Origin of the sequence: Ensifer sp. ZNC0028 (genome assembly GCF_000799055.1) — a bacterium.
In the GTDB taxonomy this organism is placed as follows: domain Bacteria; phylum Pseudomonadota; class Alphaproteobacteria; order Rhizobiales; family Rhizobiaceae; genus Ensifer.
This window is the reverse complement of the sequence record NZ_JTLA01000108.1, coordinates 1-23,161: the sequence shown is the minus strand read 5'-3', so window position 1 is coordinate 23,161 and position 23,161 is coordinate 1. Positions and strand designations below refer to the sequence as shown.

The 23,161-nt window shown below is 63.4% G+C and carries 18 protein-coding genes; 8 read left to right on the top strand and 10 right to left on the bottom strand.

Annotated features, from left to right (window positions below; genetic code table 11):
- The first annotated feature begins 17 nt into the window (after positions 1-17).
- Both L981_RS25065 and L981_RS25060 read left to right on the top strand, forming a co-directional pair.
- Positions 18-662, top strand: a complete 645-nt coding sequence (locus L981_RS25065) for a DUF47 domain-containing protein (protein ID WP_043622835.1) — start codon at positions 18-20, stop codon at positions 660-662.
- Positions 662-1,666, top strand: a complete 1,005-nt coding sequence (locus tag L981_RS25060) for an inorganic phosphate transporter (protein WP_043622704.1) — start codon at positions 662-664, stop codon at positions 1,664-1,666. Before L981_RS25065 ends, L981_RS25060 begins: the two co-directional genes overlap by 1 nt.
- A gap of 48 nt (positions 1,667-1,714) precedes the next feature.
- Here the strand turns inward: L981_RS25060 and L981_RS25055 are convergent, their stop codons facing one another.
- Both L981_RS25055 and L981_RS25050 read right to left on the bottom strand, forming a co-directional pair.
- The gene (locus L981_RS25055) at positions 1,715-3,103 is read right to left on the bottom strand and encodes a serine hydrolase (protein WP_043622700.1); all 1,389 of its coding nucleotides are present in this window, start codon (positions 3,101-3,103) and stop codon (positions 1,715-1,717) included.
- A gap of 141 nt (positions 3,104-3,244) precedes the next feature.
- Complete coding sequence (locus tag L981_RS25050; RefSeq protein WP_043622696.1) at positions 3,245-4,144, bottom strand: LysR family transcriptional regulator; 900 nt, start codon at positions 4,142-4,144, stop codon at positions 3,245-3,247.
- A 133-nt stretch (positions 4,145-4,277) separates the two neighbouring features.
- On the opposite strand from L981_RS25050, the gene L981_RS25045 reads away from it, so the two are divergent.
- The 3 genes from L981_RS25045 (at position 4,278) to L981_RS25035 (ending at position 6,755) form a co-directional block, all read left to right on the top strand.
- A complete protein-coding gene (locus tag L981_RS25045; RefSeq protein WP_043622832.1) occupies positions 4,278-5,027 on the top strand; it encodes an SDR family oxidoreductase in 750 nt (249 codons plus the stop codon).
- A 205-nt stretch (positions 5,028-5,232) separates the two neighbouring features.
- Positions 5,233-5,868 carry a DUF1326 domain-containing protein gene (locus tag L981_RS25040; protein ID WP_043622694.1) on the top strand — a complete coding sequence of 212 codons (636 nt, stop codon included), beginning with the start codon at positions 5,233-5,235 and terminating at the stop codon, positions 5,866-5,868.
- A 5-nt stretch (positions 5,869-5,873) separates the two neighbouring features.
- Entirely contained in the window at positions 5,874-6,755 is an 882-nt protein-coding gene (locus L981_RS25035) for a DUF2182 domain-containing protein (RefSeq protein WP_156134229.1), read from the top strand.
- Positions 6,756-6,818: 63 nt separating this feature from the next.
- Here the strand turns inward: L981_RS25035 and dnaJ are convergent, their stop codons facing one another.
- The 4 genes from dnaJ to L981_RS25015 all read right to left on the bottom strand — a co-directional run bounded on the left by dnaJ (position 6,819) and on the right by L981_RS25015 (position 13,242).
- Positions 6,819-7,952 carry a molecular chaperone DnaJ gene (gene dnaJ / locus L981_RS25030; protein WP_043622691.1) on the bottom strand — a complete coding sequence of 378 codons (1,134 nt, stop codon included), beginning with the start codon at positions 7,950-7,952 and terminating at the stop codon, positions 6,819-6,821.
- 251 nt (positions 7,953-8,203) lie between these two features.
- Entirely contained in the window at positions 8,204-10,126 is a 1,923-nt protein-coding gene (gene dnaK, locus L981_RS25025) for a molecular chaperone DnaK (protein WP_043622688.1), read from the bottom strand.
- A 260-nt stretch (positions 10,127-10,386) separates the two neighbouring features.
- Positions 10,387-12,657, bottom strand: coding sequence for a transglycosylase domain-containing protein (locus tag L981_RS25020; RefSeq protein ID WP_043622685.1), 2,271 nt, complete (start codon positions 12,655-12,657; stop codon positions 10,387-10,389).
- A gap of 234 nt (positions 12,658-12,891) precedes the next feature.
- Entirely contained in the window at positions 12,892-13,242 is a 351-nt protein-coding gene (locus L981_RS25015; RefSeq protein ID WP_043622682.1) for a hypothetical protein, read from the bottom strand.
- Between the two features lie 560 nt (positions 13,243-13,802).
- Here L981_RS25015 and L981_RS25010 point away from each other — a divergent pair.
- Entirely contained in the window at positions 13,803-14,291 is a 489-nt protein-coding gene (locus L981_RS25010; RefSeq protein WP_043622680.1) for a hypothetical protein, read from the top strand.
- Positions 14,292-14,310: 19 nt separating this feature from the next.
- On the opposite strand, the gene L981_RS25005 is transcribed toward L981_RS25010, so the two are convergent.
- The 3 genes from L981_RS25005 to L981_RS24995 form a co-directional block, all read right to left on the bottom strand.
- Positions 14,311-15,270, bottom strand: a complete 960-nt coding sequence (locus L981_RS25005; RefSeq protein ID WP_043622677.1) for a YbhN family protein — start codon at positions 15,268-15,270, stop codon at positions 14,311-14,313.
- 473 nt (positions 15,271-15,743) lie between these two features.
- Positions 15,744-17,135 carry a M20/M25/M40 family metallo-hydrolase gene (locus tag L981_RS25000; protein WP_156134228.1) on the bottom strand — a complete coding sequence of 464 codons (1,392 nt, stop codon included), beginning with the start codon at positions 17,133-17,135 and terminating at the stop codon, positions 15,744-15,746.
- Positions 17,136-17,367: 232 nt separating this feature from the next.
- Positions 17,368-17,811, bottom strand: coding sequence for a MarR family winged helix-turn-helix transcriptional regulator (locus L981_RS24995; RefSeq protein ID WP_043622674.1), 444 nt, complete (start codon positions 17,809-17,811; stop codon positions 17,368-17,370).
- A 511-nt stretch (positions 17,812-18,322) separates the two neighbouring features.
- Here L981_RS24995 and polA point away from each other — a divergent pair.
- Both polA and purU read left to right on the top strand, forming a co-directional pair.
- The gene (polA, locus tag L981_RS24990) at positions 18,323-21,331 is read left to right on the top strand and encodes a DNA polymerase I (RefSeq protein WP_043622670.1); all 3,009 of its coding nucleotides are present in this window, start codon (positions 18,323-18,325) and stop codon (positions 21,329-21,331) included.
- A gap of 237 nt (positions 21,332-21,568) precedes the next feature.
- Positions 21,569-22,423, top strand: a complete 855-nt coding sequence (gene purU, locus L981_RS24985; protein ID WP_052202009.1) for a formyltetrahydrofolate deformylase — start codon at positions 21,569-21,571, stop codon at positions 22,421-22,423.
- A gap of 55 nt (positions 22,424-22,478) precedes the next feature.
- On the opposite strand, the gene L981_RS24980 is transcribed toward purU, so the two are convergent.
- Positions 22,479-23,123 (bottom strand): TetR family transcriptional regulator, encoded by a 645-nt coding sequence (locus L981_RS24980; protein WP_043622665.1) that lies wholly within the window; start codon positions 23,121-23,123, stop codon positions 22,479-22,481.
- Positions 23,124-23,161 lie beyond the last annotated feature (38 nt).

The following is a 23,161-nucleotide window of genomic DNA, read 5'->3' as shown; positions in this document are numbered from 1 at the left end:
AGATGGATATACGTGTGATGCTGGCCTGGTTCCGCAAACTTCTTCCCCGCGAGGATCGCTTCTTCGACCTCTTCGCAAAACATTCGCGCACCGTCGTCGGTGCTGCCGATGCGCTCGACAAGGTTCTCGCTGGCGGCGACGATCTGGAAAAACACTGCGACCGGATCGTCGCGCTCGAGGATGAGGCGGACCACATCACCGCCGAGGTGCTGCTGGCCGTGCGCCGGTCCTTTATCACGCCCTTCGACCGCGGCGACATCAAGGATCTGATCCAGTCGATGGATGACGCCATCGACATGATGCACAAGACCGTCAAGACGATCCGCCTTTACGAACAGAAGAGCTTCGATCCCGGCATGCGCGAAATGGGCACCACGGTCGTCAAGGCCGCGCACCTGATCGCCGAGGCCATTCCGCTGCTCGATCGGATCGGCGCCAATCACGACCGCCTGATCGCGATCGCCGAAGAAGTCACCCGCATCGAGGGCCGCTCCGACGAACTGCACGAACAGGGCCTCAAGGACCTGTTCCGCCGCCACGGCGCCAGCAACCCGATGGCCTATATCATCGGCAGCGAGATCTATGGCGAACTCGAAAAGGTGGTCGACCGCTTCGAGGACGTCGCCAATGAAATCAGCGGCATCGTGATCGAGAACGTCTGATGGATGCGACGCTCGCCTTTCCGTTGCTCGTCGGGCTGATCGGCATCGCGCTGTTCTTCGACTTCCTGAACGGTCTGCACGACGCCGCCAACTCGATCGCGACGATCGTCTCGACACGGGTGCTGAGACCGCAGTACGCGGTCATGTGGGCGGCCTTCTTCAACTTCATCGCCTTCCTGTTCTTCGGCCTGCACGTGGCCGAAACGCTGGGCAAGGGCATCATCGATCCCGGTATCGTCACGCCGCTGGTGATCTTCTCGGCCCTGATCGGCGCGATCGTCTGGAACATCGTCACCTGGCTCTTCGGCATCCCCTCGAGCTCGTCGCATGCGCTGATCGGCGGCCTCGTCGGTGCCGGTCTTGCCAGCACCGGTTTCAGCTCCATCGTCTGGACCGGACTTCTGAAGACCGTTGGCGCCATCTTCATGTCGCCGGCGATCGGCTTCTTCCTGGCGCTGCTCCTGGTGCTGATCGTTTCCTGGATCTTCGTGCGCCAGACGCCCTTTGCCGTCGACCGCACCTTCCGGGTGATGCAGTTCATCTCGGCCTCAATGTATTCGCTCGGCCATGGCGGCAACGACGCGCAGAAGACCATGGGCATCATCGCGGTGTTGCTCTACTCGCAGGGCTATCTCGGCTCGGAATTCTACGTGCCGTTCTGGGTGGTGATCACCTGCCAGGCGGCGATCGCGCTCGGCACGCTGTTCGGCGGCTGGCGGATCGTGCATACGATGGGGTCGAAGATCACCAAACTCAACCCGATGCAGGGCTTCTGCGCCGAAACCGGCGGGGCGATCACGCTCTTTGCCGCCACCTGGCTCGGCATCCCGGTCTCGACCACCCACACCATCACCGGCGCGATCATCGGCGTCGGCGCGGCCCGCCGGGTCTCGGCCGTCCGCTGGGGGCTTGCCGGCAACATCGTGATTGCCTGGTTCATCACCATGCCGGCCGCGGCGGCGATTTCGGCGCTCGCCTACTTCACCATCGATCTCTTGTTCTGATCGATGCGGAAATCGCCTCCCGCCTGCTTATGAGGCGGGAGGCGACTATCATTTCGAGACCCGAGGTGCGGGGCTGTTCTGCCCGCCCTGGTGCAAGGTCAGGCTTTCGGCACGGTCGCCCTTGAGCGTGAAGCTGATCTGGGCATCGATGAGCTTCGTAAAGAAGCGGTGCTCGGCCTCCGGAAGGATTTCGAGCCGATCCTGCCCGGTCGCCTGGGCAAAAAGGCTTTCACCATCCCGAAAGATCGTAAGTTCGAAATCCGGAGCCAGCCTGTAGGTGCCGATATAGGCATCATAGCGCGCCGGATCGATCGCTATGGCCGTGCGTTTGACGATTGGCGGCGCGAGCGGCGCGCTGCGATTGAGCAGATGGCGGCCGATGTCGTCGACGCCGACGTCGGTCGACGCATTCGACAGGGCGACCACGCCGACACCCGTCGACGGACGGTAGCCGACGAAGGATCGGTAACCGCCGGTGCCGCCATTGTGCCAGATGAACTGCTCGTCGCCCTTGCCCGAGACGACCCAGCCGAGCGCCTGCTGATCGCGATCGCCGTTGCCGATCGGCTGGCGGGTCGCCAGCAGAGTGGTGAAGGCGGGAGCGAGCGGCGATGCCGTCTTTCCCATGGCCGCCTCGAGGAAAAGCAGGAGATCGTCCACGGTCGAGCGGAGGGCGCCTGCGCCCTGCAGAACGTCGAGATCCCAGTCGCTGACCGGCTCCAGGGCCGCGTCGTGGCCCGTTGCCCGGCGTTCGGCCCAGTCGGGTCGCGACGTGATGGCCGTATCCTTCATGCCGAGGGGAAGGGCGATGCGGCTGATGATGAGGTCTTCATAGGAGAGCCCGGCCTTCAGCGCGATCGCGTGGCCGAGAAGCCCGGCGCCGAGGTTGGAGTATTCATGCTCGACGCCGGGGCGGCGCTGCGGCTTGTGGCTGGAGAGGAAGGCATAGAGCTTTGCCGCGTCGTAGCCGGCATAGGGATTGCTCATGTCGGCCGGCACCATATTGCTGGGCAGCCGCGGCAGGCCGGACATGTGCGTTGCGAGGTCGCCGAGCGTGATCGGCGTCTGCTTGTCCTCGGGCATGATCACGCGCTCGGGCAGAAGCGTGACCACAGGTGTGCCGAGGCTGAGCGTGCCTTGCTCCATCGCATCGGCCAGCAGCAGCGCGGTAAAGACCTTGGTGATCGAGCCGATCTCGAACACCGTCTGCCCGTCGACGGCGCGCGGATCGCCTTTGGCCGGATGGCCATGCGCGATGACGCGCCGGCCATTGGCATCGATGATACCGACGACGATACCGACCGACTGCTGCTGCTTGTCGATTCGGTCGGCCAGGATCTCCTGAATTTCTGCGTCGGTGGGCGGGGGAAGCGGACTTGCGTGAGCGTTGGTGCCAAGCGCCATAAGGACGATCCAGTTCAGAAAGCGGTTCCGCATGAGAGATAGGAATCCAGTTTTCGGTTGTCAGGGGATGCGCTGATGATGCCAGCCGGTTTCGGTCAAGCCTTGGTCAAGACTTGATCGGCGATCGGCGCGATACCGTCGCCCGCAACGATTGTGCCGGGATTGCGGAAACCGTCACGGATCCCAATAGGGCGGATCGCCGAAGGCTGCCTTGAGGTGCTGGGCGATGGCTCTGAGCTTGGTGGAGGCGCGCCGGCCCTCCGGGTGCGCCATGTAGATGAACTCTGGCTCTGGACTGAGCCCGACGTCGATCTCGTTCAATAGCCCTTCCCGCACGGCCGGACCGGCGATGAAGGCGGGCAACAGCGCGATGCCGAGCCCGGCGACGGCGGCGTCGTGCAGCATGTCGCCATTGTTCATGCCAAGCGCCAGGCGGGCACGCACGACCGTCGCCCCGCCGGGCCCTTCGAAGCGCCAGTCGGCAGCACCGCGATTGGTGTAGAAGATGCCCCGATGGCCTTCGAGTTCGGCAAGCGACGCGGGCGTGCCGTGCCGATCGAGATAGCCGGGCGCGGCGACCAGCAGGCGCCGACTTCTGGCAAGCTTCCACACGACCAGGCGCGAATCGGCGATCACCCCATGGCGCACGATCGCATCGTAGCCTTCGGAGGCGGCATCGACCCGCCGGTCGTCCAGGTCGAGCGTCAGCTCGATCTCCGGGTGTTGGGCCAGGAAGGGATAGAGCGCCGGGCCGAGATGCCTTCGGCCGAAGCTGACGGGGGCTGCGATCCGAAGCGGTCCCGTCAGCAACCCGCGGCGTTCGGCAAGATCATCGGCGGCGGCCTGCACTTCGCCGATGATCCGGATGGCGCGCTCGCGAAAGGCAATGCCATCCTCCGTGAGCGTCAGCTTGCGTGTGGTGCGGTGGAGAAGCGTGGCGTTGAGCCCGCGTTCCAGTTCTGCCACTCTCTCGCTGACGACGGATTTGGACAGCCGCAGGCGACGTGCCGCCTCGCTGATCGAGCCGGCTTCGGCCACGGCGACAAAGGCAGCTATTCCTTCGATCTTCATCATCGTTCGGTTTTTCCGAATTCGAGTTCCATGATTGGGAGACTAATCCGAACGACCGTTTTCCGCCATATCTGTGGGCATCGAAGGACGGCCAATCGATCAGGCCTCCTCCTCAACCCAGCAAGAGGATTTCATCATGTCACGTTTGGAGAACAAGACGGCGCTCATCACCGGCGGCACCAGCGGCATCGGTCTCGAAACCGCCCGCCAGTTCATTGCTGAAGGCGCACGTGTTGCCGTCACCGGCACCAACCCGAAGAACATCGCGGAAGCCCGAACCGTCCTTGGCGAGGCCGCGCTTATCATCGAGGCCGATGCCGGCAATGTCGCCGGCCAGGCGGCCGTTGCCGAAAAGATCCGTGCCGCCTTCGGCACGCTCGACATCCTGTTCGTCAATGCCGGCATCGCCAAGCTGCAGCCGGTCGAGCAGTGGGACGAGGCAAGCTTCGACCGCTCGATCGCCATCAACGTCAAGGGCCCGTATTTCCTGATTCAGGCGCTGCTGCCCGTATTCTCGAAGCGCGCCTCGGTCGTGCTCAACACCTCGATCAACGCCCATATCGGCATGCCGACCTCCAGCGTCTATGCGCTGACCAAGGCGGGCCTGCTGTCGCTCGCCCGCACGCTTTCGGGTGAACTCATCGGTCGCGGCATCCGGGTCAATGCCGTGAGCCCCGGCCCGATCCGCACGCCGCTCCATGACGGCCACGCCCCGACGCCCGAGGAGAACAAGCAGGTGGTCGACGCGATCGCGGCGCAGATCCCGCTCGGCCGCTTTGGCGACGCGAGCGAGATTGCCAAGGCCGTGGTCTTCCTCGCCTCCGACGAAGCCACCTTCACCGTCGGCGCCGAACTGATCGTCGATGGCGGCATGGCGACGCTCTAGGACGGGCGCCGATAAAAGGCGCAAATGCCTGATCATCCCAGCACCGCGGGTCTGACCGACCCGCGGTGCTGTCGTGTTCCCGTCTCTGACCATTGCCCGCCGTTGGCATCGGCGACGGAGAAGAGTATATTTTTCAACTCTAATAAAAGGCATCCGTTTGCGCGAATACGCGAGACGAACACCGATCAGATCCCAGGAGGAGACGATGACGAGTGTCAGATGGATGATGAAGGGGCGTGAGTTCATTCATTGCAATTGCGCCTATGGCTGCCCCTGCCAGTTCAATGCCCTGCCGACCCAAGGCCATTGCAGCGCCGTTGGCGCCTTCGAGATCGAGGAAGGTTATCACGGCGACACGCGGCTCGATGGGCTTCGCGGCGGCCTGATCGCCGCCTGGCCAGGCGCGATCCATGAGGGCAGGGGGCAGGTGGTGCCGATCGTCGATATCCGCGCATCGGACGAGCAGCGCGGCGCGCTGCTGCGCATCATGAGCGGCGAGGATACGGAGCCCGGAGCGACCTTCTTCCAGGTCTTCGCGACCACCTTCGAGACCATGCATGATCCGGTCTTTGCCGAGATCGATCTCGAGGTCGATATCGGTGCTCGAACGGCGCGGCTGGAGGTGCCGGGCTGGCTTGTCGCGCGCGGTGAGCCGATCCTCAATCCGGTGACCGGCATGGCTCACCAGGCACGCATCAATCTGCCTCACGGTTTCGAATACGATCTTTGCGAGGTCGGACGCGGATGGGCCGATACGAAAGGGCCGCTGACTTTGGCGCTTGCGGATTCGCATGCCCATTTCGCCCGGATGCATTTGACCGAAAGCGGCGTGATCCACTGACGCCGATGGGAGACACGGCGCTCGAAACCCTACTCAGACGTGACCGCGTCGTCGTCGTGGCGGCGTTGGTTACCCTGACGGCGGTCAGTTGGCTCTATGTCCTGTGGCTGGCGTCGGTCATGGACATGGCTGCTCCCCCGGTTCCCTCCGGCAGCATGGATATGGGCTCCGGCATGGACATGGATATGCCCATGGAGATGCCAATGACCATGGGCGCGCAGGAGGGCTCGATGGCATCGATGGCGGGCACGGTTGCCGCTCCCTGGACCGTCACGACCTTCGCCTATGCCTTCGTCATGTGGGCCGTGATGATGGTCGGCATGATGGTGCCGTCGGCGACGCCGATGATCCTGCTCTATGCCCGCGTCGGCCGCCAGGCGGCACAACAGGGCAAGCCCTTTGCCGCCACCGGTTTCTTTGCCGTCGGCTACCTGTCGGCGTGGCTCCTGTTCGCGCTCGTCGCCGTTCTCGGGCAATGGCTGCTCGATCGCGCCCTGTTGCTCACGCCGGCACTTGCAAGCGCCAGTGGGTTTCTCAGCGGCATCGTGCTGGTCGCTGTCGGCCTGTTCCAGTTCACGCCGCTCAAGGATCGCTGTCTTAGCCAGTGCCAGGCGCCGCTGCTTTTCATCCAGAACCACGGCGGCTTTCGTCGCGAGGCGGGCGGCGCCTTTGGCCTCGGTGTGCGGCACGGGCTTTATTGCGTCGGCTGCTGCTGGGCGCTGATGGCGCTGCTGTTCGTCGGTGGAGTGATGAACGTGCTGTGGATCGCTGCCATCGCCATCTTCGTTCTGGCGGAGAAGGTGGTGCCCGGCGGCAGGGTCCTGTCCCGCATCGCCGGGGTAGCGCTCGTTTTGACCGGGCTTTGGCAGCTCGTGGCCTTGCTCTGAAACAGAAGCGCCGCGCAACCGTTTCCGGCGCGCGGCGCTCTATAATGCGTCGGGCTTGAAGCCTTAGTCGCTCAGCGTATCGAAGAAATCCTTCATCCGGGCAAAGAAGCCGGTCGATTCCGGGTTGTTGTCCTTGGACGAGATCTGCTCGAATTCCTGCAGCAGTTCGCGCTGGCGCTTGGTCAGCTTCTGCGGCGTTTCGATCTGAATCTGGATGTAGAGGTCGCCCGATTGCGCCGAACGCAGCACCGGCATGCCCTTGCCCTTCAAGCGGAACTGCTTGCCGGCCTGGGTGCCCTCGGGAACGGTCACGCGCGACTTGGTGCCGTCGAGCGTGGTGACGTCGAACTTGCCGCCAAGGGCAGCCGTCGTCATCGAAATCGGCACGCTGCAATAGAGATCGGCGCCGTCGCGCTGGTAGAACTCATGCGGCCTGACCGAGAGGAAGATGTAGAGGTCGCCCGCCGGTCCGCCGCGAAGCCCGGCTTCGCCTTCGCCCGAGAGGCGGATGCGGGTGCCGTCCTCGATGCCGGCCGGAATGTTGACCGAGAGCGTGCGCTCTTCAGTGACGCGGCCCTGGCCGTGGCACTTGCCGCAAGGATCCGTAATCGTCTGGCCGCGGCCGCCGCAGGTGGGGCAGGTGCGTTCGATCGAGAAGAAGCCTTGAGCGGCGCGCACGCGGCCGGAGCCGTGGCAGGTGCCGCAGGTCTTGGGGCTGGTGCCGGGCTTGGCGCCGGAGCCGGTGCAGACGTCGCAGGTGATCGAGGTCGGAACCCGGATCTGCGCCGTCTTGCCGCCGAAAGCTTCCTCGAGCGAAATCTCCATGTTGTAGCGAAGATCGGCGCCGCGCTCGCGACCGCCCGATGAGCGCCGCTGGCGCCCGCCGCCCATCATCTCACCGAAGATGTCTTCGAAAATGTCGGAGAAGCCGCCGGCAGCGCCACCGCCGCCGAAGCCGCCACCCATGCCGCCCTGCTCGAAGGCTGCGTGACCGTAACGGTCATAGGCCGCGCGCTTCTGCGGGTCCTTGAGCATCTCGTAGGCTTCGTTGATTTCCTTGAAGGTCTTCTCCGCTGCCGCGTCGCCGGGGTTCTTGTCCGGATGATACTTCATCGCGAGCTTGCGGAAGGCGCTCTTCAGCTCCTTTTCGTCGGCGTTCTTGGCAACACCAAGCGTTTCGTAGAGATCACGTTTCATTCGTAGAAGATTATCCTGTTGGCAAGCCAGCGCGATGGCTCGGCGGCTGCCCGTTTACCTTGCCACCGATTTAGTAAACCTTGAAGCGCGATACCATAGCCCGAACGGCGGTAGATACGGTTTTTTGTCGGAAAAGGTACGTTTGCGGCAAGTCATGGTGCCGATCGCCGATATTGCGCGCCGAGACGGACGACACCGGCAACAAAAAAGCCCGGGCGAACCCGGGCTTCTTCGTCTGTTTGAAGGGCGACTTAGGCCGAACGCTTGCGATCGTCTTCGTCGTTGACTTCTTCGTAGTCGGCATCGACGACATCGCCGTCACGGGCAGCGTCGGCGGCTGCATCCGCATGGGCGGCTTCCGTCTGCTGCGCTTCGTAGATCGCCTGGCCGAGCTTCATGGACACTTCCATGAGCGTATTGGTCTTGGCCTTGATGTCTTCGGCGTCCGGCTCGGACGCTTCGACGGCGGTCTTCAGCGCGGCAATCGCGTCGGAGATCGCGTTGCGGTCGGTTTCCGAAACCTTGTCGCCGTAATCCTTCAGCGACTTCTCGCTGGAGTGGATCAGGCTTTCGGCCTGGTTCTTGGCTTCCACGCCTTCGCGACGCTTCTTGTCGACTTCGGCGTTGGCTTCGGCGTCCTTGACCATCTTTTCGATGTCGGCGTCGGAGAGGCCGCCAGATGCCTGGATGCGGATCTGGTGTTCCTTGCCGGTGCCCTTGTCCTTGGCCGAAACCTGCACGATGCCGTTGGCGTCGATATCGAAGGTCACTTCGATCTGCGGCATGCCGCGCGGTGCCGGCGGAATGCCGACGAGGTCGAACTGGCCGAGCAGCTTGTTGTCTGCAGCCATTTCGCGCTCGCCCTGGGAGACGCGGATCGTCACGGCCGACTGGTTGTCGTCGGCGGTCGAGAAGGTCTGCGACTTCTTGGTCGGGATCGTCGTGTTGCGTTCGATCAGGCGGGTGAAGACGCCACCGAGCGTTTCAATGCCGAGCGACAGCGGGGTGACGTCGAGCAGAAGAACGTCCTTGACGTCGCCCTGCAGAACGCCGGCCTGGATCGCGGCGCCCATGGCGACCACTTCATCCGGGTTCACGCCCTTGTGCGGCTCCTTGCCGAACAGCTGCTTCACGGTTTCCTGAACCTTCGGCATGCGGCTCATGCCGCCGACGAGAACGACTTCGTCGATCTCGGCAGCCGAGACGCCGGCATCCTTGAGGGCTGCCTTGCACGGCGCGACGGTGCGCTGGATCAGGTCGTCGACAAGCGCTTCGAACTTGGCGCGGGTCAGCTTCATCGTCAGGTGCTTCGGACCGGAAGCGTCAGCCGTGATGAACGGCAGGTTGATTTCGGTCTGCTGCGACGAGGACAGCTCGATCTTGGCCTTTTCCGCGGCTTCCTTCAGGCGCTGAAGAGCGAGCTTGTCGTTCTTCAGGTCGATGCCCTGTTCCTTCTTGAACTCGCCGGCGAGGTACTGGACCAGACGCATGTCGAAGTCTTCGCCACCGAGGAAGGTGTCGCCGTTGGTCGACTTCACTTCGAAGACGCCGTCGCCGATTTCGAGAACCGAGATATCGAAGGTACCACCACCCAAGTCGTAAACGGCGATCGTCTTGCCGTCCTTCTTGTCGAGGCCGTAGGCGAGCGCTGCCGCGGTCGGCTCGTTGATGATGCGCAGAACTTCGAGACCGGCGATCTTGCCGGCATCCTTGGTTGCCTGGCGCTGGGCGTCGTTGAAGTAGGCCGGTACGGTGATGACGGCCTTCTCGACCTTTTCACCGAGGTAGGATTCGGCCGTTTCCTTCATCTTCTGAAGGATCATGGCGGAGATCTGCGACGGGGAATAATCCGTGCCGTGCGCTTCGACCCAGGCGTCGCCATTGTCGGCCTTGGTAATCTTGTAAGGAACCATGTCCTTGTCTTTTTGCGTGGTCGGATCCTGGAAGGTCCGGCCGATCAGGCGCTTGATCGCAAAAAGCGTGTTTTCCGGATTGGTGACAGCCTGGCGCTTGGCCGGCTGGCCAACGAGACGTTCGCCGTCTTCGCTGAAGGCCACCATCGAGGGGGTCGTGCGCGCACCCTCGGCATTTTCGATCACCTTCGCGTCTTTACCGTCCATGACGGCGACGCAGGAGTTGGTCGTTCCCAGGTCAATACCAATAACTTTAGCCATGTCGTTCTCTCCTTGCAGCGGACTGTCGGAACCCGGTCAGGCATTCGTGAGACAGCCCCTAACGGGATGGTCTTTGGATTTCTTCGCAGCTTAGACTGCGCCGATGCGGCGTATATAAGGACCGGCGTTTCGGACTGCAAGGCATTCTGCGGGGCGTTTGGGGGCAAAAGCAAGCCCGGTATTTATCAGGCCCGAAATGGCTCACGCGCCGGAGCCTGCCCGCGGGCCGGATCCCCTGTAAAATCGCGGTTCAGGCGGGCTCAGCCTCCGGTCAGAATATCGAAAAGCGTGGTGCGGCGCGTGGCCCCGGTCGTCTGGCCGACATCGGCCGGCGGCACCATGCCGCCGTTGCCCTGGTCCGCCGTCTGGCCGCCCCACGGGGCGCCGCCCTGGTCGACCGGACGCTGCCCGACCGCAACGCCGCCATCAACGCCGACGGGTGCGTCCGGAAAGGCTTCCGGATCGCCGGACATCAGGTCGCCCGAAGGCGGCGCGGTGCCGTCGTCGAAGACCGGCTGCACGCCGGTCGTGCCGAACAGCGGCGACGGCGAGAGGCCCTCGTGGGCCGCCATCATGAAGTCGTGCCAGGCCTTGGCCGGCAGGCCGCCGCCGGTGACCTTCTTCATCGACTTGCCGTCGTCGTTGCCGAACCAGACGCCGGTCGTGAGATTCGAGGTGTAGCCGACGAACAGCGCGTCGCGGAAGGATTGCGTCGTGCCGGTCTTGCCGGCCGCTTCCCAGCCTTTCAGCTGCGCCTTTTTGCCTGTGCCCTTGGTCAGCACCCGCAGCAGCATCTGGTTCATTTCGCTGACGATCGCCGGATCGAGCACGCGGGGCGGGTTGTCGTAGGTGTTTTCGTAAAGCACGGTGCCGTCCGCCTTGGAAATGCGGCGGATCACGTGTGGCGTTGCCTTGAAGCCGCCATTCATGAACGGGGCATAGGCCGACGTCAGTTCGACGAGGCTCACTTCCGAAGTACCGAGCGCGATCGAGGCGTTCGCCTGCATCTCGGAATCGATGCCGAGGCGGTGCGCGACCTTGACGACGTTCGAGGGGCCGACCTCCATGACGAGCTGCGCGGCAATCGTGTTCAGCGAATTGGCGAGCGCATCGGCCAGCGTCACCTCGCCGCGGTATTTCTGGTCGTAATTTTCGGGTGTCCAGTTGCCGATCCGGACCGGGCCGTCGTTGCGGATCGACATCGGGGTACGGCCGATCTCCATGGCCGCGGCATAGACGAAGGGCTTGAAGGCCGAGCCCGGCTGGCGTTTGGCCTTGGAGGCGCGGTCGAACTGGCTCTCGGCATAGTCCTTGCCGCCGACGAGCGCCCGGATGGCGCCGGTGCCGTCGACCGAGACGAGGGCGGCCTGCGAGGCGTCGAGCTTCTTGCCGTCGGCGTCGAGCGTCGCGGCGATCACTTCCTCGGCCTTCTTTTCGAGATTGAGGTCGATGGTCGTGTCGATGACCAGGTCTTCCTTGATCTCGCCGATCATGCCCGGAAGCTGGTCCATCACCATGTCGGCGACATAGTGCTCGGCGCCCGACCAATAGCTCTTGGCCTTGGTCGGGGTCTGCGACATCGCCGTCTTGATTTCGCTGTCGGTGACGTAGCCCTCCTCGCGCATGGCGCCGAGAACGACCTGGGCGCGCTCTTCCGCCGCCTTCGGGTCGCGCGCCGGCGACAGGCGGGACGGTGCTTTCAAAAGGCCGGCGAGCAGGGCCGCCTCGCCGAGGTTCACGTCGCGCGCCGACTTGTTGAAGTAGCGCCGCGAGGCCGCTTCGACGCCATAGGCGTTGGAGCCGAAGAACACCCGGTTGAGATACATCGCCAGGATCTGGTCCTTGGAATATTTCTGCTCGAGCCAGAAGGCGAGCAGCACTTCTTGCACCTTGCGCTCCAGCGTGCGCTCCGGCGAGAGAAACAGGTTCTTGGCCAGCTGCTGCGTCAGAGTCGAACCGCCCTGGACCATGCGGCCGGTGGTGAGGTTCGTCAGCATGGCGCGGGCAAGACCGAGCGGATCGATGCCGAAATGCGAATAGAAGCGGCGGTCCTCGATGGCGATGACGGCCTGCGGAATATAGGGCGACATGTTTTCCAGCGACAGCGCTTCGCCGCCGGTGGTGCCGCGATTGGCGATGATGTCGCCGCTGACGGCAAGGATCTTGACGTTCGGCGGGCGCTCCGGGATCGACCAGCTTTCGGCGCTCGGCATGCGCGCGCCGTAGTAGAGCACAAGGCCGCCGACGCCCATGGCGCCCCAGATCCCAAGCACGATGCACCAGTAGAACAGGGTGCGGACAAGGCCGATAAGACCGCCCCCACCGGAGCCGCGACGTCCGCCGCCGCGCTTGCTTGCTGGCTTCTTCTTGCCGCTGCCTCTGCTGCTGTTTCCGGAAGGTTTGCTGCGGGGCGCCTTGCGGCTGGTGGTCACGCGGTCGCTGGCCTCGACGCGAAAATCGTCGTCGTCATCGTCCTCGTTTCCGCCGAACGATGGCTCGATCCGCTGTCCTGATCTGCCGCTTGCTGCCATGCCGTTTGATCTATCCCTCACCGCCCAGCGGTGGCCCTTGGCGCTATCGTTGCGGCCAATCGATTTCGACGGCGGTAACGGCGTCCCACGCCCATCCGCCACGGCGACCGGGTGAACTTTAAATGCGGCAATTTAAGGGGTGGTTAAGAAAGTCGTTGTGAAAAAGCCTGACGGTTCAAAACCTTGACGGTGGGCTCGCATACGCCCTCAAGTCCCGCCTGCACGCGCCGGTTCCTACTGGATGGAGGTCCGCAACGGTGTCGCTTCGACCGATGCCGTGGGGCTCACCGGATAGGGATCGGTGAAATCGTAGAGCCATTGGCTGAAGGGCAGGCGCAGCAGAACCCGCTTGCCCAGATGGTTCACGGCCACCTCCTCGCAGTCGGCCGCCGGGTAGGCCTGACGTCCGCACATGCCGAGCGGGCTGTCGACCAGGCGGAAGCCATGCCCCTGATAGACGAGCGCCGTCATTGACCTCAGCTTCAGGGAGCCGGGCGGCAGCACGACGAGACGCAGGCTGGCAAGCCAGGTCGCGAGTATCAGCACAACGATGAGCGCGGTCGGAATCTGGAGCAGCAATTTCATCTGAGCGCCTGCAATTACTGAGTGAAAATTTCTTATAAACTTACGTATAGTCGTATATCGAAAAAGCTGAATAAAAGGAAACATCCATCAGTGGTTGTGGTTTCCATGAAGTTACCGAGGCTCGGCTGGCCATCGGAGCGCCGCCTTGAGGCTGGGCATCAGGAAAGATGCCTCTCGACCCTGCCTTCCCTTCACGATTTTGTGCAGTGCAAAAATGATGTCTTGAAATTGTTGCGACGCATAATTATTATACGACTTATCGAAGCGCTGCACCTCCTCCCGCGGCGCCCGATGCGGATCGGCGGCACTCCTCCTCCCAGCTGTCGATCAAGTTCGAGAGCCCCGTGTACCTCCTCCCACACGGGGCTCTTTTCATTTGCGCTTACGGCCGTGGCTTTTTGCTCATCGGCACCCGTCGCCTCCCATATCTCCTGAGGTCATACGGATCGCCGGCGCCGCGCCGGACGATGGCCTATGCCGTTATCGATCACCTCGCGAATCCTGCTATGGCTTCGCCTCATTGTTATGTTCGGCTGCCGCCACGACAAAGGAGGACTGCCATGAAGCTTCGATCCACCGTCTTCGCCCTCGGCGCCTTTGCGGCCTTGAACGGCGAGGCTCTGGCGCAAGACAGCGTCGCCTATGTCGATGACCGGTCCGATGGGGCAGCGCTCGTGCGCTCGCTCTACAATGCCGTCAACCGCAAGGAATATGCCCGCGCCTATGGCTATTTCGGCGAATCGAAGCCTGTCGGCGGCTTCAAGGCCTTCACCCGCGGCTATGAGCGCACGGTGTCTGTCGAGATCAAGGTCGGCAAGGTGAAGACGGAGGCCGGGGCGGGCAGCATCTATTCCGCCGTTCCCGTCGCGGTGAAATCGATCGAGAAGCGGGGGCGGGTGCGGTTTTTCGCCGGCTGCTACGTCACCCGCATCATTAATCCGTCGCTGCAGGTGCCGCCGTTCACGCCCTACCAAATCGAAGCGGCGCGCCTGCACGAGGTGAAGGGGCCGCTCGAACAGGCGCTGCCGACGGTCTGCAACGCGCCCTGATAATGGACACGCGCCTCGCCTAGGGGAGGTCGCTTCCTTTCGGCTGGTGGCGCTCCGCCACGAACCGCGCCCGCTCGAACACCAGGATCACAACCAGTGCCAGGATGAAGGGGATGATCAGGTAGAGCAGCCGGAAGATCGCAAGCGCCGCAAGCACGGCCGCCGGATCCATTTCCGGCAAGGCGGCGATGAAGATCAGTTCCAGCACGCCGAGCCCGCCCGGCGCATGCGAAAGCAGGGCCGCGGAGAACGACGCGAGAAAGATGCCGAGAATGACGATGTAACCCGGATTGCCGGCTTCCGGCAGGGCGAAATAGATGATCCCGGCGGCGCCGATCAGCTCCACCGGCGCGACCACCAGCTGCCGGAATACGATCTTCGGCTTGGGGTAGTGCAGCTGGAACCAGCGGGTGCGGAACGACGGCAGCCCGACGAGGCTGCCGATGACATAGAGCCCGATGACGATGAGGATCAGCACGCCCGTGGTCAGCGACATTTCCACCGGCAGGAATTCGGCAAAACGTTCGATGATGTCGGGACGCATCAGCAGCACGACGGCCGATAGAACCAAGGTGCCGAGCGTGAAGGTGAAGGAGCAGAAGGCGACCAGCACGCCGACCTCGCCCGGGGAAAGCCCCTTGGAGCGATAGGCGCGGTAACGCACGACCGCGCCGGAGAACACCGAGGCGCCGAGATTGTGCGACAGCGCGTAGGTCGTGAACGAGCAGAGCGTGATGAACCAGAGTGAGATGCGGTGGCCGAGGTGGTCGAGTGCTAGCCGGTCGTAGGCCGCCAGCGCCGCATAGGCGAGCAGCGTCGAGCCGATCGCCAGAAGCCAGCTCTTCAGCGAAATCGCATTGAAGCTTGCGAGAAACTCGTCGAACGACAGGCCGCGCAGCTCATGGTAGAGCGCGTTGACCGAAAACAGGATCGCGAGAAGGCCGACGACGGGCCAGAAATAGGTCTGCAGCCGCTTCATGCCGGTGCCGCGATCGGTGCGAGGGCGTGGCAGGGGTGTTTCAAGGACACTTCCATTGCAGCGGCCGGAGGGATTCTCCGAGCGGAGACGATCTGTTTTCTGAGCCGCTTTGTCATAGCATCACGCCCGCAGCGCGACGCTTCGGTCCTTACCCTTGCCAACGATCCGATTTCCCTTTGTGATTTGTTTCACAAAAAGGAAGCACCTGAGACCCCGGAGGTCAAGGATTGACGGCCCGCCGACAGCGGAGAAACCGCCGGGAAACAGCGAAGGGGAAACGGTAAAGCGCGGGCATGGCGCCGATCGGGCAGCGATGCGTGCGCGTCGAAGCGGGGTTTGCGCGCAAGGGCTGCATCATCGGCGGCCGCGCAATCAAATCGAAAAAAGCCGTGGCGGAGGGCTTCGCCACGGCTTTCGGGTCAAATATGCGGGGCGGGATGCGCGGAAAACCGCGCCCCGTCCCGCACGGATCATCAGGCGGCGAGCGCGTCGAGGATGCGGATCCAGGAGCGGATGCCCTTGTGATAGGACTGCAGCTCGTACTTCTCGTTCGGCGAATGGATGCGGTCGTCGGAGAGCCCGAAGCCGACCAGCAGCGATTCCATGCCGAGCATCTTCTGGAAGTCGCCAACGATCGGGATCGAGCCACCCATGCCGATAATGACGGCCGGCTTCGGCCACTCGTCGGAAAGGGCCACCTTCGCGGTGTTGAGCAGCGGCGATTCGTACGGAAGGTGGATCGCCGGCGAGCCGCCATGGGCGTGGAACTCGACCGAGCAATCGGCCGGAACTTTCGAGCGCACATAGGCGCGGAACGCTTCGCGGATCTTTTCCGGGTTCTGGTTGCCGACAAGGCGGAAGGAAACCTTTGCCGAAGCCTCGGCCGCGATCACCGTCTTGAAGCCTTCGCCGGTATAGCCACCGGTGATGCCGTTGACTTCCGCGGTCGGTCGCGCCCAGGTCAGTTCCAGAACCGAGCGGTTCTTTTCACCCGACGGGATCGACAGGCCGATTTCGCCGAGGAACTTTTCTGCCGTCTGTCCCAGCGTTTCCCATGCAGCCTTGATCTGGGCCGGGGTCTCTTCGACACCGTCGTAGAAGCCCGGCAGCGTCACGCGGCTGTTTTCGTCATGAAGGCCGGCGAGAATGGTGGTGAGGATGCGGATCGGGTTGGCGGCAGCACCACCGAAGTAGCCGGAATGCAGGTCGCGGTCGGCAGCCCGGACGATGACCTCTTCGCCGACGAGGCCGCGCAGGCCAGCGGAGATCGCCGGCGTATCGCGGTCCCACATGCTGGTGTCGCACACCAGCGCATAATCGGCCTTGAGTTCGGCGGCATTGGCTTCGAGGAAGGGCTTCAGCGACGGCGAGCCGGACTCCTCCTCGCCTTCGAACAGGATGGTGACGCGGCAGGGCAGGGCGCCATGCACGTCCTTGTAGGCGCGCACCGCTTCGACGAAGGTCAGCAGCTGGCCCTTGTCGTCGGCCGTGCCACGGCCGGTGATCACCTTGCGGCCGGGCTCGATTTCCTTGATGCCGGGCTCGAACGGGTCGGTGTCCCAAAGGTTCAGCGGATCCACCGGCTGCACGTCGTAATGGCCATAGAACAATACATGCGGCGCATCGGGCTTGGCGCCGTCGTGTTGGGCGACGACCATTGGATGGCCGGGGGTGTCGCGCACCGATGCGGTGAAGCCGAGAGCGTTGAGCTCGGCCACCAGCCATTCTGCCGCCTTGCGGCATTCCGCCTTGAAGGCCGGGTCGGTCGAGATCGACTTGATGCGAACCAGGTCGAACAGCCGGTCGAGGCTCTTTGGCAGGTTGGCGTCTGCGCGTTCGAGAACGGGGGTGATGTCAGCCATCATGCATATCCTTGCTTCAAGTTTCGCCGGAACCTACTGCATGTGCCGCCAAAGCGAAATCGATTTGAGCGATTTTGGGCAGAGGTCTCAGGTGACGGTGAACGGAGAGCCTGGCGCCTTGGCAAGGGGAGTGCCGGGGCGCCCGGATCGGCGCGTCTGCCCCTGCTTTAGAACGGGCGCACGCCCGCTTTAAGCCAAATTTTTTGATGGAACGATCAGGCCGGGCGATGGCGCGTCAGGCGCGACTGTCGCCGCGTGCCACGCTGGCGAGCGCCATGCGCATATATTCGAGCATCAGTTCGCGCTCGAAATTCCTGAGGCCGGCAAGCAGCGACTGGTCGGCGGCGAGCGCTGCCTCCTTGGCGGCCGCCTCCATCTCCTTTGCCTTTTCGGTCAGGTAGATCTGCTGCGAGCGCTTGTCCTGCGGATGCTTGCGGCGCAGGATGAGCCCGTCACGCTCCATGCGAGCGAGCGTGTTGGCCATCGTCGCCTGTTCGATGTCGAGCCGATCGAGCAACTGTTTCTGCGTCAGGCCCTCTTCGGCCCAAAGCTCGAGCAGGATGGGAAACTGACCTGGCGCGAAACCAAGCTTCTGGCCGCGCTCGTGAAGCGCGCGCGAAAAGCTCTTCGCCAGCAGGCTGGCCAGGTAGGTCGCAGATTCCATACGATTGAAGGCCATGCCTATCGGTACGCCCGAACCGCCATGAAGACAAGTTACAATGCAGGCGATGGACCTTGAGACTGTCGGGGTTCACCGGGATTTGAGCGGAGGTGATCGGACGGCAGAAACAAAAAACCGTCACGGTGCGGAGGCGGCGCCGTGACGGTCTTTTGAAAACGGGACAAAGGCCCGGAGAGGGGGATAAGGCCTTTGTCCTCATCTGGTGCGGGCGGGGGACAGGCCAATCACCAGAAGACGGCATCACTCGGTGCCGTTGAGTAAGATTTGAGGATTCAAATGTGGCTTTTCAAGGATACCAGCGCTGAATCGGACATTACAAATACGTAACGTTTGCGTGAAGCTAAGTGGCCGCTTGCGGCACCTTCGGGCGCTCGATCCCAGGGCGAAATCGGCCCCCGTTTCCGCAATCCGCGGTGGCGATCCCGGCTACCGCGACCGGTGGAGAATGTAGTGTCTGGCGGGAAAACCGCAATGGACCTTTGGCTTGCCCCGCGCTATCCATTTGCCCATGAAAAACGGTGATCATCTCTTCCTCGTCGACGGCTCCGGATTCATCTTCCGGGCGTTCCACGCCATCCCGCCGCTCAACCGCAAATCCGATGGCCTTCCGGTCAACGCGGTATCGGGTTTCTGCAACATGTTGTGGAAGCTGCTCACCGATGCGCGCGACACGTCGGTCGGCGTTACGCCGACCCATTTCGCGGTTATCTTCGACTATTCGTCGAAGACCTTCCGCAACGCGCTCTACGATCAGTACAAGGCAAACCGCACGGCGCCGCCGGAAGATCTGATCCCGCAGTTCGGCCTGATCCGTCACGCGACCCGCGCCTTCAACCTGCCTTGCATCGAGAAGGAAGGTTATGAGGCCGACGACCTGATCGCCACCTACGCCCGGCTTGCAGAAGCCGCCGGCGCCGACGTCACCATCGTCTCGTCCGACAAGGACCTGATGCAGCTCGTGACCTCGAACGTGTCGATGTACGACAGCATGAAGGACAAGCAGATCTCGATCCCGGAAGTGATCGAGAAATGGGGCGTGCCGCCGGAAAAGATGATCGACCTGCAGGCGATGACCGGTGATTCCACCGACAACGTTCCCGGCATTCCCGGCATCGGCCCGAAGACGGCCGCACAGCTGCTCGAGGAGTACGGCGATCTCGAAACGCTGCTGGCCCGCGCCGGCGAGATCAAGCAGGTCAAGCGCCGCGAAAACATCATCGCCAATGCCGACCTCGCCCGGCTGTCGCGACAGCTCGTCGAACTCAAGACCGACACGCCGCTCGACGTTCCGCTGGAAGAGCTGAGCCTGGAGCCGCAGAACGGTCCGAAGCTGATCGCCTTCCTGAAGGCGATGGAATTCACCACGCTGACGCGTCGTGTCGCCGCTGCGACCGGCACGGACGCCGATGCCGTCGAAGCAGCCGCAGTGCCGGTGGAATGGGGCGCCGATGCGCGCGGCCCTGATCTCGACAAGGGCGATGGAGCGGAAAAGGTCAGCGAAGGCTCTTCCACCGCGGCTGTCGCCCGTGGCGAGGCCGCGGAAGCGGCCGCCGTCCTGTCGCGTGCCGCCGAAGCGAATGGCGCGGACGCGACGCCCGAGGCGCTCGCTGCCGCGCGCGCTGAGATCTTCGCCAAGGCGCCGATGGATCGGAGCGCCTATGTGACGATCCGCGACATCGCCACCCTCGACCGGTGGATATCGGACGCGCGCGAAGCCGGTGTCGTTGGCTTCGACACGGAAACGACCTCGCTCGATGCCATGCAGGCCGACCTTGTCGGCTTCTCGCTGGCGATCGCCGACCACAAGGCCGATCCGACCGGCGCCTCGATCCGGGCGGCCTATGTGCCGCTGATCCACAAGACCGGCGTCGGCGACCTGCTCGGCGGCGGGCTCGCCGAAAACCAGATCCCGGTCGCCGAAGCCTTGAGCCGGCTGAAGCGCCTGCTGGAGGACCCCTCCGTCCTCAAGGTCGCGCAGAACCTGAAATACGACTACCTCGTGATGAAGCGGCACGGCGTCACCGTCGAAAGCTTCGACGACACGATGCTGATGTCCTACGTCGTCGATGCCGGCAACGGCACCCATGGCATGGACTCGCTGTCCGAGCGCTGGCTGAACCACAAGCCGATCGCCTACAAGGACATCACCGGAACCGGCAAGTCGTCGGTGACCTTCGACTTCGTCGACATCGACCGGGCGACCGCCTACGCCGCCGAGGATGCGGACGTCACGCTGCGGCTCTGGCATATCCTGAAGGCCCGATTGGCCGCCAAGGGGCTGACGCGCGTCTATGAGCGTCTGGAGCGGCCCCTGGTTGACGTTCTGGCACGCATGGAAGACCGCGGCATCACCGTCGACCGACAGATCCTGTCGCGGCTTTCAGGCGAGCTCGCCCAGGGTGCGGCCGGTCTCGAGGACGAGATCTACAAGCTTGCCGGCGAAACCTTCACCATCGGCTCGCCGAAGCAGCTCGGCGATATCCTCTTCGGCAAGATGGGCTTTGCCGGCGGCTCTAAGACCAAGACCGGGCAATGGTCGACCTCGGCGCAGGTTCTGGAAGACCTCGCAGCCGAAGGGCACGAACTGCCGCGCAAGATCGTCGACTGGCGACAGCTGACCAAGCTCAAGTCCACCTACACCGATGCGCTTCCGGGCTTCGTCCATCCGCAGACGAAGCGCGTGCACACGTCCTACGCGCTCGCTGCCACGACCACCGGCCGCCTGTCGTCGTCCGACCCGAACCTGCAGAACATTCCGGTGCGCACCGCCGAAGGCCGCAAGATCCGCACCGCCTTCATCGCGACGCCGGGCCACAAGCTGCTCTCGGCCGACTACAGCCAGATCGAACTGCGCGTGCTTGCCCATGTTGCCGACATTCCGCAGCTGCGTCAGGCCTTTGCCGACGGCGTCGACATTCATGCGATGACCGCATCGGAAATGTTCGGCGTGCCGGTCGAGGGCATGCCGAGCGAAATCCGCCGGCGCGCCAAGGCGATCAACTTCGGCATCATCTACGGCATCTCTGCCTTCGGTCTTGCCAACCAGCTGTCGATCGAACGCTCGGAAGCCAGTGACTACATCAAGCGCTATTTCGAGCGCTTCCCGGGCATTCGCGACTACATGGAAGGCACCAAGGTGTTTGCCCGCGAGCACGGCTACGTTGAGACGATCTTCGGCCGTCGCGCGCATTATCCCGACATCCGCTCGTCGATCCCCTCGCATCGCGCCTTCAACGAGCGCGCAGCGATCAACGCGCCGATCCAGGGTTCGGCCGCCGACATCATCCGCCGTGCCATGGTCAAGATGGAACCGGCGCTTGCGGAGGCGAAGCTTTCGGCCCGCATGCTGCTGCAGGTGCACGACGAACTGATCTTCGAAGTCGAGGACGCCGAGGTCGAAAAGACCATTCCGGTCGTCGTCTCGGTGATGGAGAACGCCGCCATGCCGGCGCTCGACATGAAGGTGCCGCTGAAGGTCGACGCGCGCGCGGCGACCAACTGGGACGAGGCGCACTGATCCAGCCGTGCACACCGGGTTTTCTGATGGAATCCTCTCAGAAAACCTCAAAAGCCGGATGCGACGAATCTTGCAGCGCCCGGGGGCATTTCATGCTCCCGGGCGCCTTTCCATCAGGATGATAGAAAGCGTAAGCCGCCGCAGCCGGAACGATTGCCGGCGCGTTCAACTCCTCATAGGCAGCCCTAAGGAAGGGGCTGGAAGCCTCGTCCGAAACGGCTGCAATCGGAGGAGATCATGGCGCCGAAGACCTTCATTCTTGTCCTGTCCTGCGACGACAAACCCGGCATCGTCGCCGCCGTCACCACGGAACTTGCCGCCCTTGGCGCAAACATCGCCGAGAGCAACCAGTTTTGGGATACCAGGACCAACAGCTTCTTCATGCGCATCGCCTTTCAGGTTGCAGCGAGCGTTCAGGCCGGTGATGTCGAGCGCGCGCTTCGCCCGGCCGTCGAGCGTTTCCAGATGCGGACCACGCTCACGGATGCTGCGGTCAAACCGAAGATCCTCGTTCTCGTCTCCAGGTTCGACCACGCGCTGCTGCACCTGCTCTACCAGATCCGTGTGGGCTGGCTGAACGCGGAGGTCGTCGCCATCGTCTCCAACCACGAAGACAGCCGGCGCACGGCCGAAGCCGAAGGGCTCGCCTATCACTGTTGGCCGGTATCGAAGGACAACAAGGCCGAGCAGGAGGAGAGGCTTCTGCGCCTGGTTCAGGAGACCGGCGCCGATCTCGTCATCCTCGCCCGCTACATGCAGGTGTTCTCGGACAATCTGTCGAGGCGCCTCTACGGCAAGGCGATCAACATCCACCACTCGTTCCTGCCGAGCTTCAAGGGGGCAAAGCCCTATCATCAGGCGCATGAGCGCGGGGTGAAGCTGATCGGGGCGACCGCGCATTACGTGACGCCGGACCTCGACGAGGGGCCTATCATCGAGCAGGAGACGGAGCGCGTCAGCCATGCGCTGACAGCGGAAGATTTCGTCGCCACCGGTCGCGATATCGAAAGCCGGGTGCTGGCGCGCGCCGTCAAGCTGCACCTGGAGCGGCGCGCCATGCTCAACGGCCACAAGACCGTGGTATTCAGCTAAGGGGTCCGGAAGGCCCTTGTGTAGCCGGTACTCTCTGGGGTGCCGGCTACGGTGGTTACAGGCGTGCGGCGACGGCCGTTGCCGTAACGGCCGGCGCGCGGAAGCTGGCAAAGAGCCGGCTCAACCCTTCGCGCCCCTCGGCCGTAAGGTCGAAGCGGCGGCCGAACAGCAGCCATTCCGTACAGAGCCCCAGCATCATCCAGTGCAGCGTCCGCGTCGCCGAGGCCGGGGTCCAGGTCTCGTGCATCTGCCCCTTGGCGAGCGCGCGGGAAAAAGCGAGTTCGAGCACGACGTTATGGTGCTCGTCGAGTTCCTTCTGGCGGGCGAGCACCTCGCCGAGGTCGCCGTCGTAATTGGTGCGCAGCATGATCGTAAGGATGCGCTGGCGCTGCTCGTCGGCGGCGAGAACATCCAACCAGTCGCCCATGGCGCCTTCGAGGATGGAGAGGGTGTCGGCAGCTTCCGCTTCGATCTCGCGGGCGACCATGTCTTCCTGCGGCAGGGGCACAGCGTCGTGCAGCGCGAGGAACAGGTCGGTCTTGTTGGCGAAGTGCCAGTAGATGGCGCCACGGGTCACGCCGGCGGCCTTGGCGATTTCTTCCAGCGTCGTGTTCGAGACGCCCTTTTCGTAGAAGACGCGCTCGGCGGCGCTCAGGATCTTCTGCCTCGTTGCTTCTGCATCGGCCTTTGTTCGGCGCATTCATTCCTCCTCATGCGACGGCCCGCCAGAGGCGGGCC

Coding starts and splice junctions, on each gene's coding strand:
- L981_RS25065 (WP_043622835.1), top strand. CDS start 18: ATGCTGGCCTGGTTCCGCAAACTTCTTCCCCGCGAGGATCGCTTCTTC.
- L981_RS25060 (WP_043622704.1), top strand. CDS start 662: ATGGATGCGACGCTCGCCTTTCCGTTGCTCGTCGGGCTGATCGGCATC.
- L981_RS25055 (WP_043622700.1), bottom strand. CDS start 3,103: ATGCGGAACCGCTTTCTGAACTGGATCGTCCTTATGGCGCTTGGCACC.
- L981_RS25050 (WP_043622696.1), bottom strand. CDS start 4,144: ATGATGAAGATCGAAGGAATAGCTGCCTTTGTCGCCGTGGCCGAAGCC.
- L981_RS25045 (WP_043622832.1), top strand. CDS start 4,278: ATGTCACGTTTGGAGAACAAGACGGCGCTCATCACCGGCGGCACCAGC.
- L981_RS25040 (WP_043622694.1), top strand. CDS start 5,233: ATGACGAGTGTCAGATGGATGATGAAGGGGCGTGAGTTCATTCATTGC.
- L981_RS25035 (WP_156134229.1), top strand. CDS start 5,874: ATGGGAGACACGGCGCTCGAAACCCTACTCAGACGTGACCGCGTCGTC.
- dnaJ (WP_043622691.1), bottom strand. CDS start 7,952: ATGAAACGTGATCTCTACGAAACGCTTGGTGTTGCCAAGAACGCCGAC.
- dnaK (WP_043622688.1), bottom strand. CDS start 10,126: ATGGCTAAAGTTATTGGTATTGACCTGGGAACGACCAACTCCTGCGTC.
- L981_RS25020 (WP_043622685.1), bottom strand. CDS start 12,657: ATGGCAGCAAGCGGCAGATCAGGACAGCGGATCGAGCCATCGTTCGGC.
- L981_RS25015 (WP_043622682.1), bottom strand. CDS start 13,242: ATGAAATTGCTGCTCCAGATTCCGACCGCGCTCATCGTTGTGCTGATA.
- L981_RS25010 (WP_043622680.1), top strand. CDS start 13,803: ATGAAGCTTCGATCCACCGTCTTCGCCCTCGGCGCCTTTGCGGCCTTG.
- L981_RS25005 (WP_043622677.1), bottom strand. CDS start 15,270: ATGAAGCGGCTGCAGACCTATTTCTGGCCCGTCGTCGGCCTTCTCGCG.
- L981_RS25000 (WP_156134228.1), bottom strand. CDS start 17,135: ATGATGGCTGACATCACCCCCGTTCTCGAACGCGCAGACGCCAACCTG.
- L981_RS24995 (WP_043622674.1), bottom strand. CDS start 17,811: ATGGCCTTCAATCGTATGGAATCTGCGACCTACCTGGCCAGCCTGCTG.
- polA (WP_043622670.1), top strand. CDS start 18,323: ATGAAAAACGGTGATCATCTCTTCCTCGTCGACGGCTCCGGATTCATC.
- purU (WP_052202009.1), top strand. CDS start 21,569: ATGGCGCCGAAGACCTTCATTCTTGTCCTGTCCTGCGACGACAAACCC.
- L981_RS24980 (WP_043622665.1), bottom strand. CDS start 23,123: ATGCGCCGAACAAAGGCCGATGCAGAAGCAACGAGGCAGAAGATCCTG.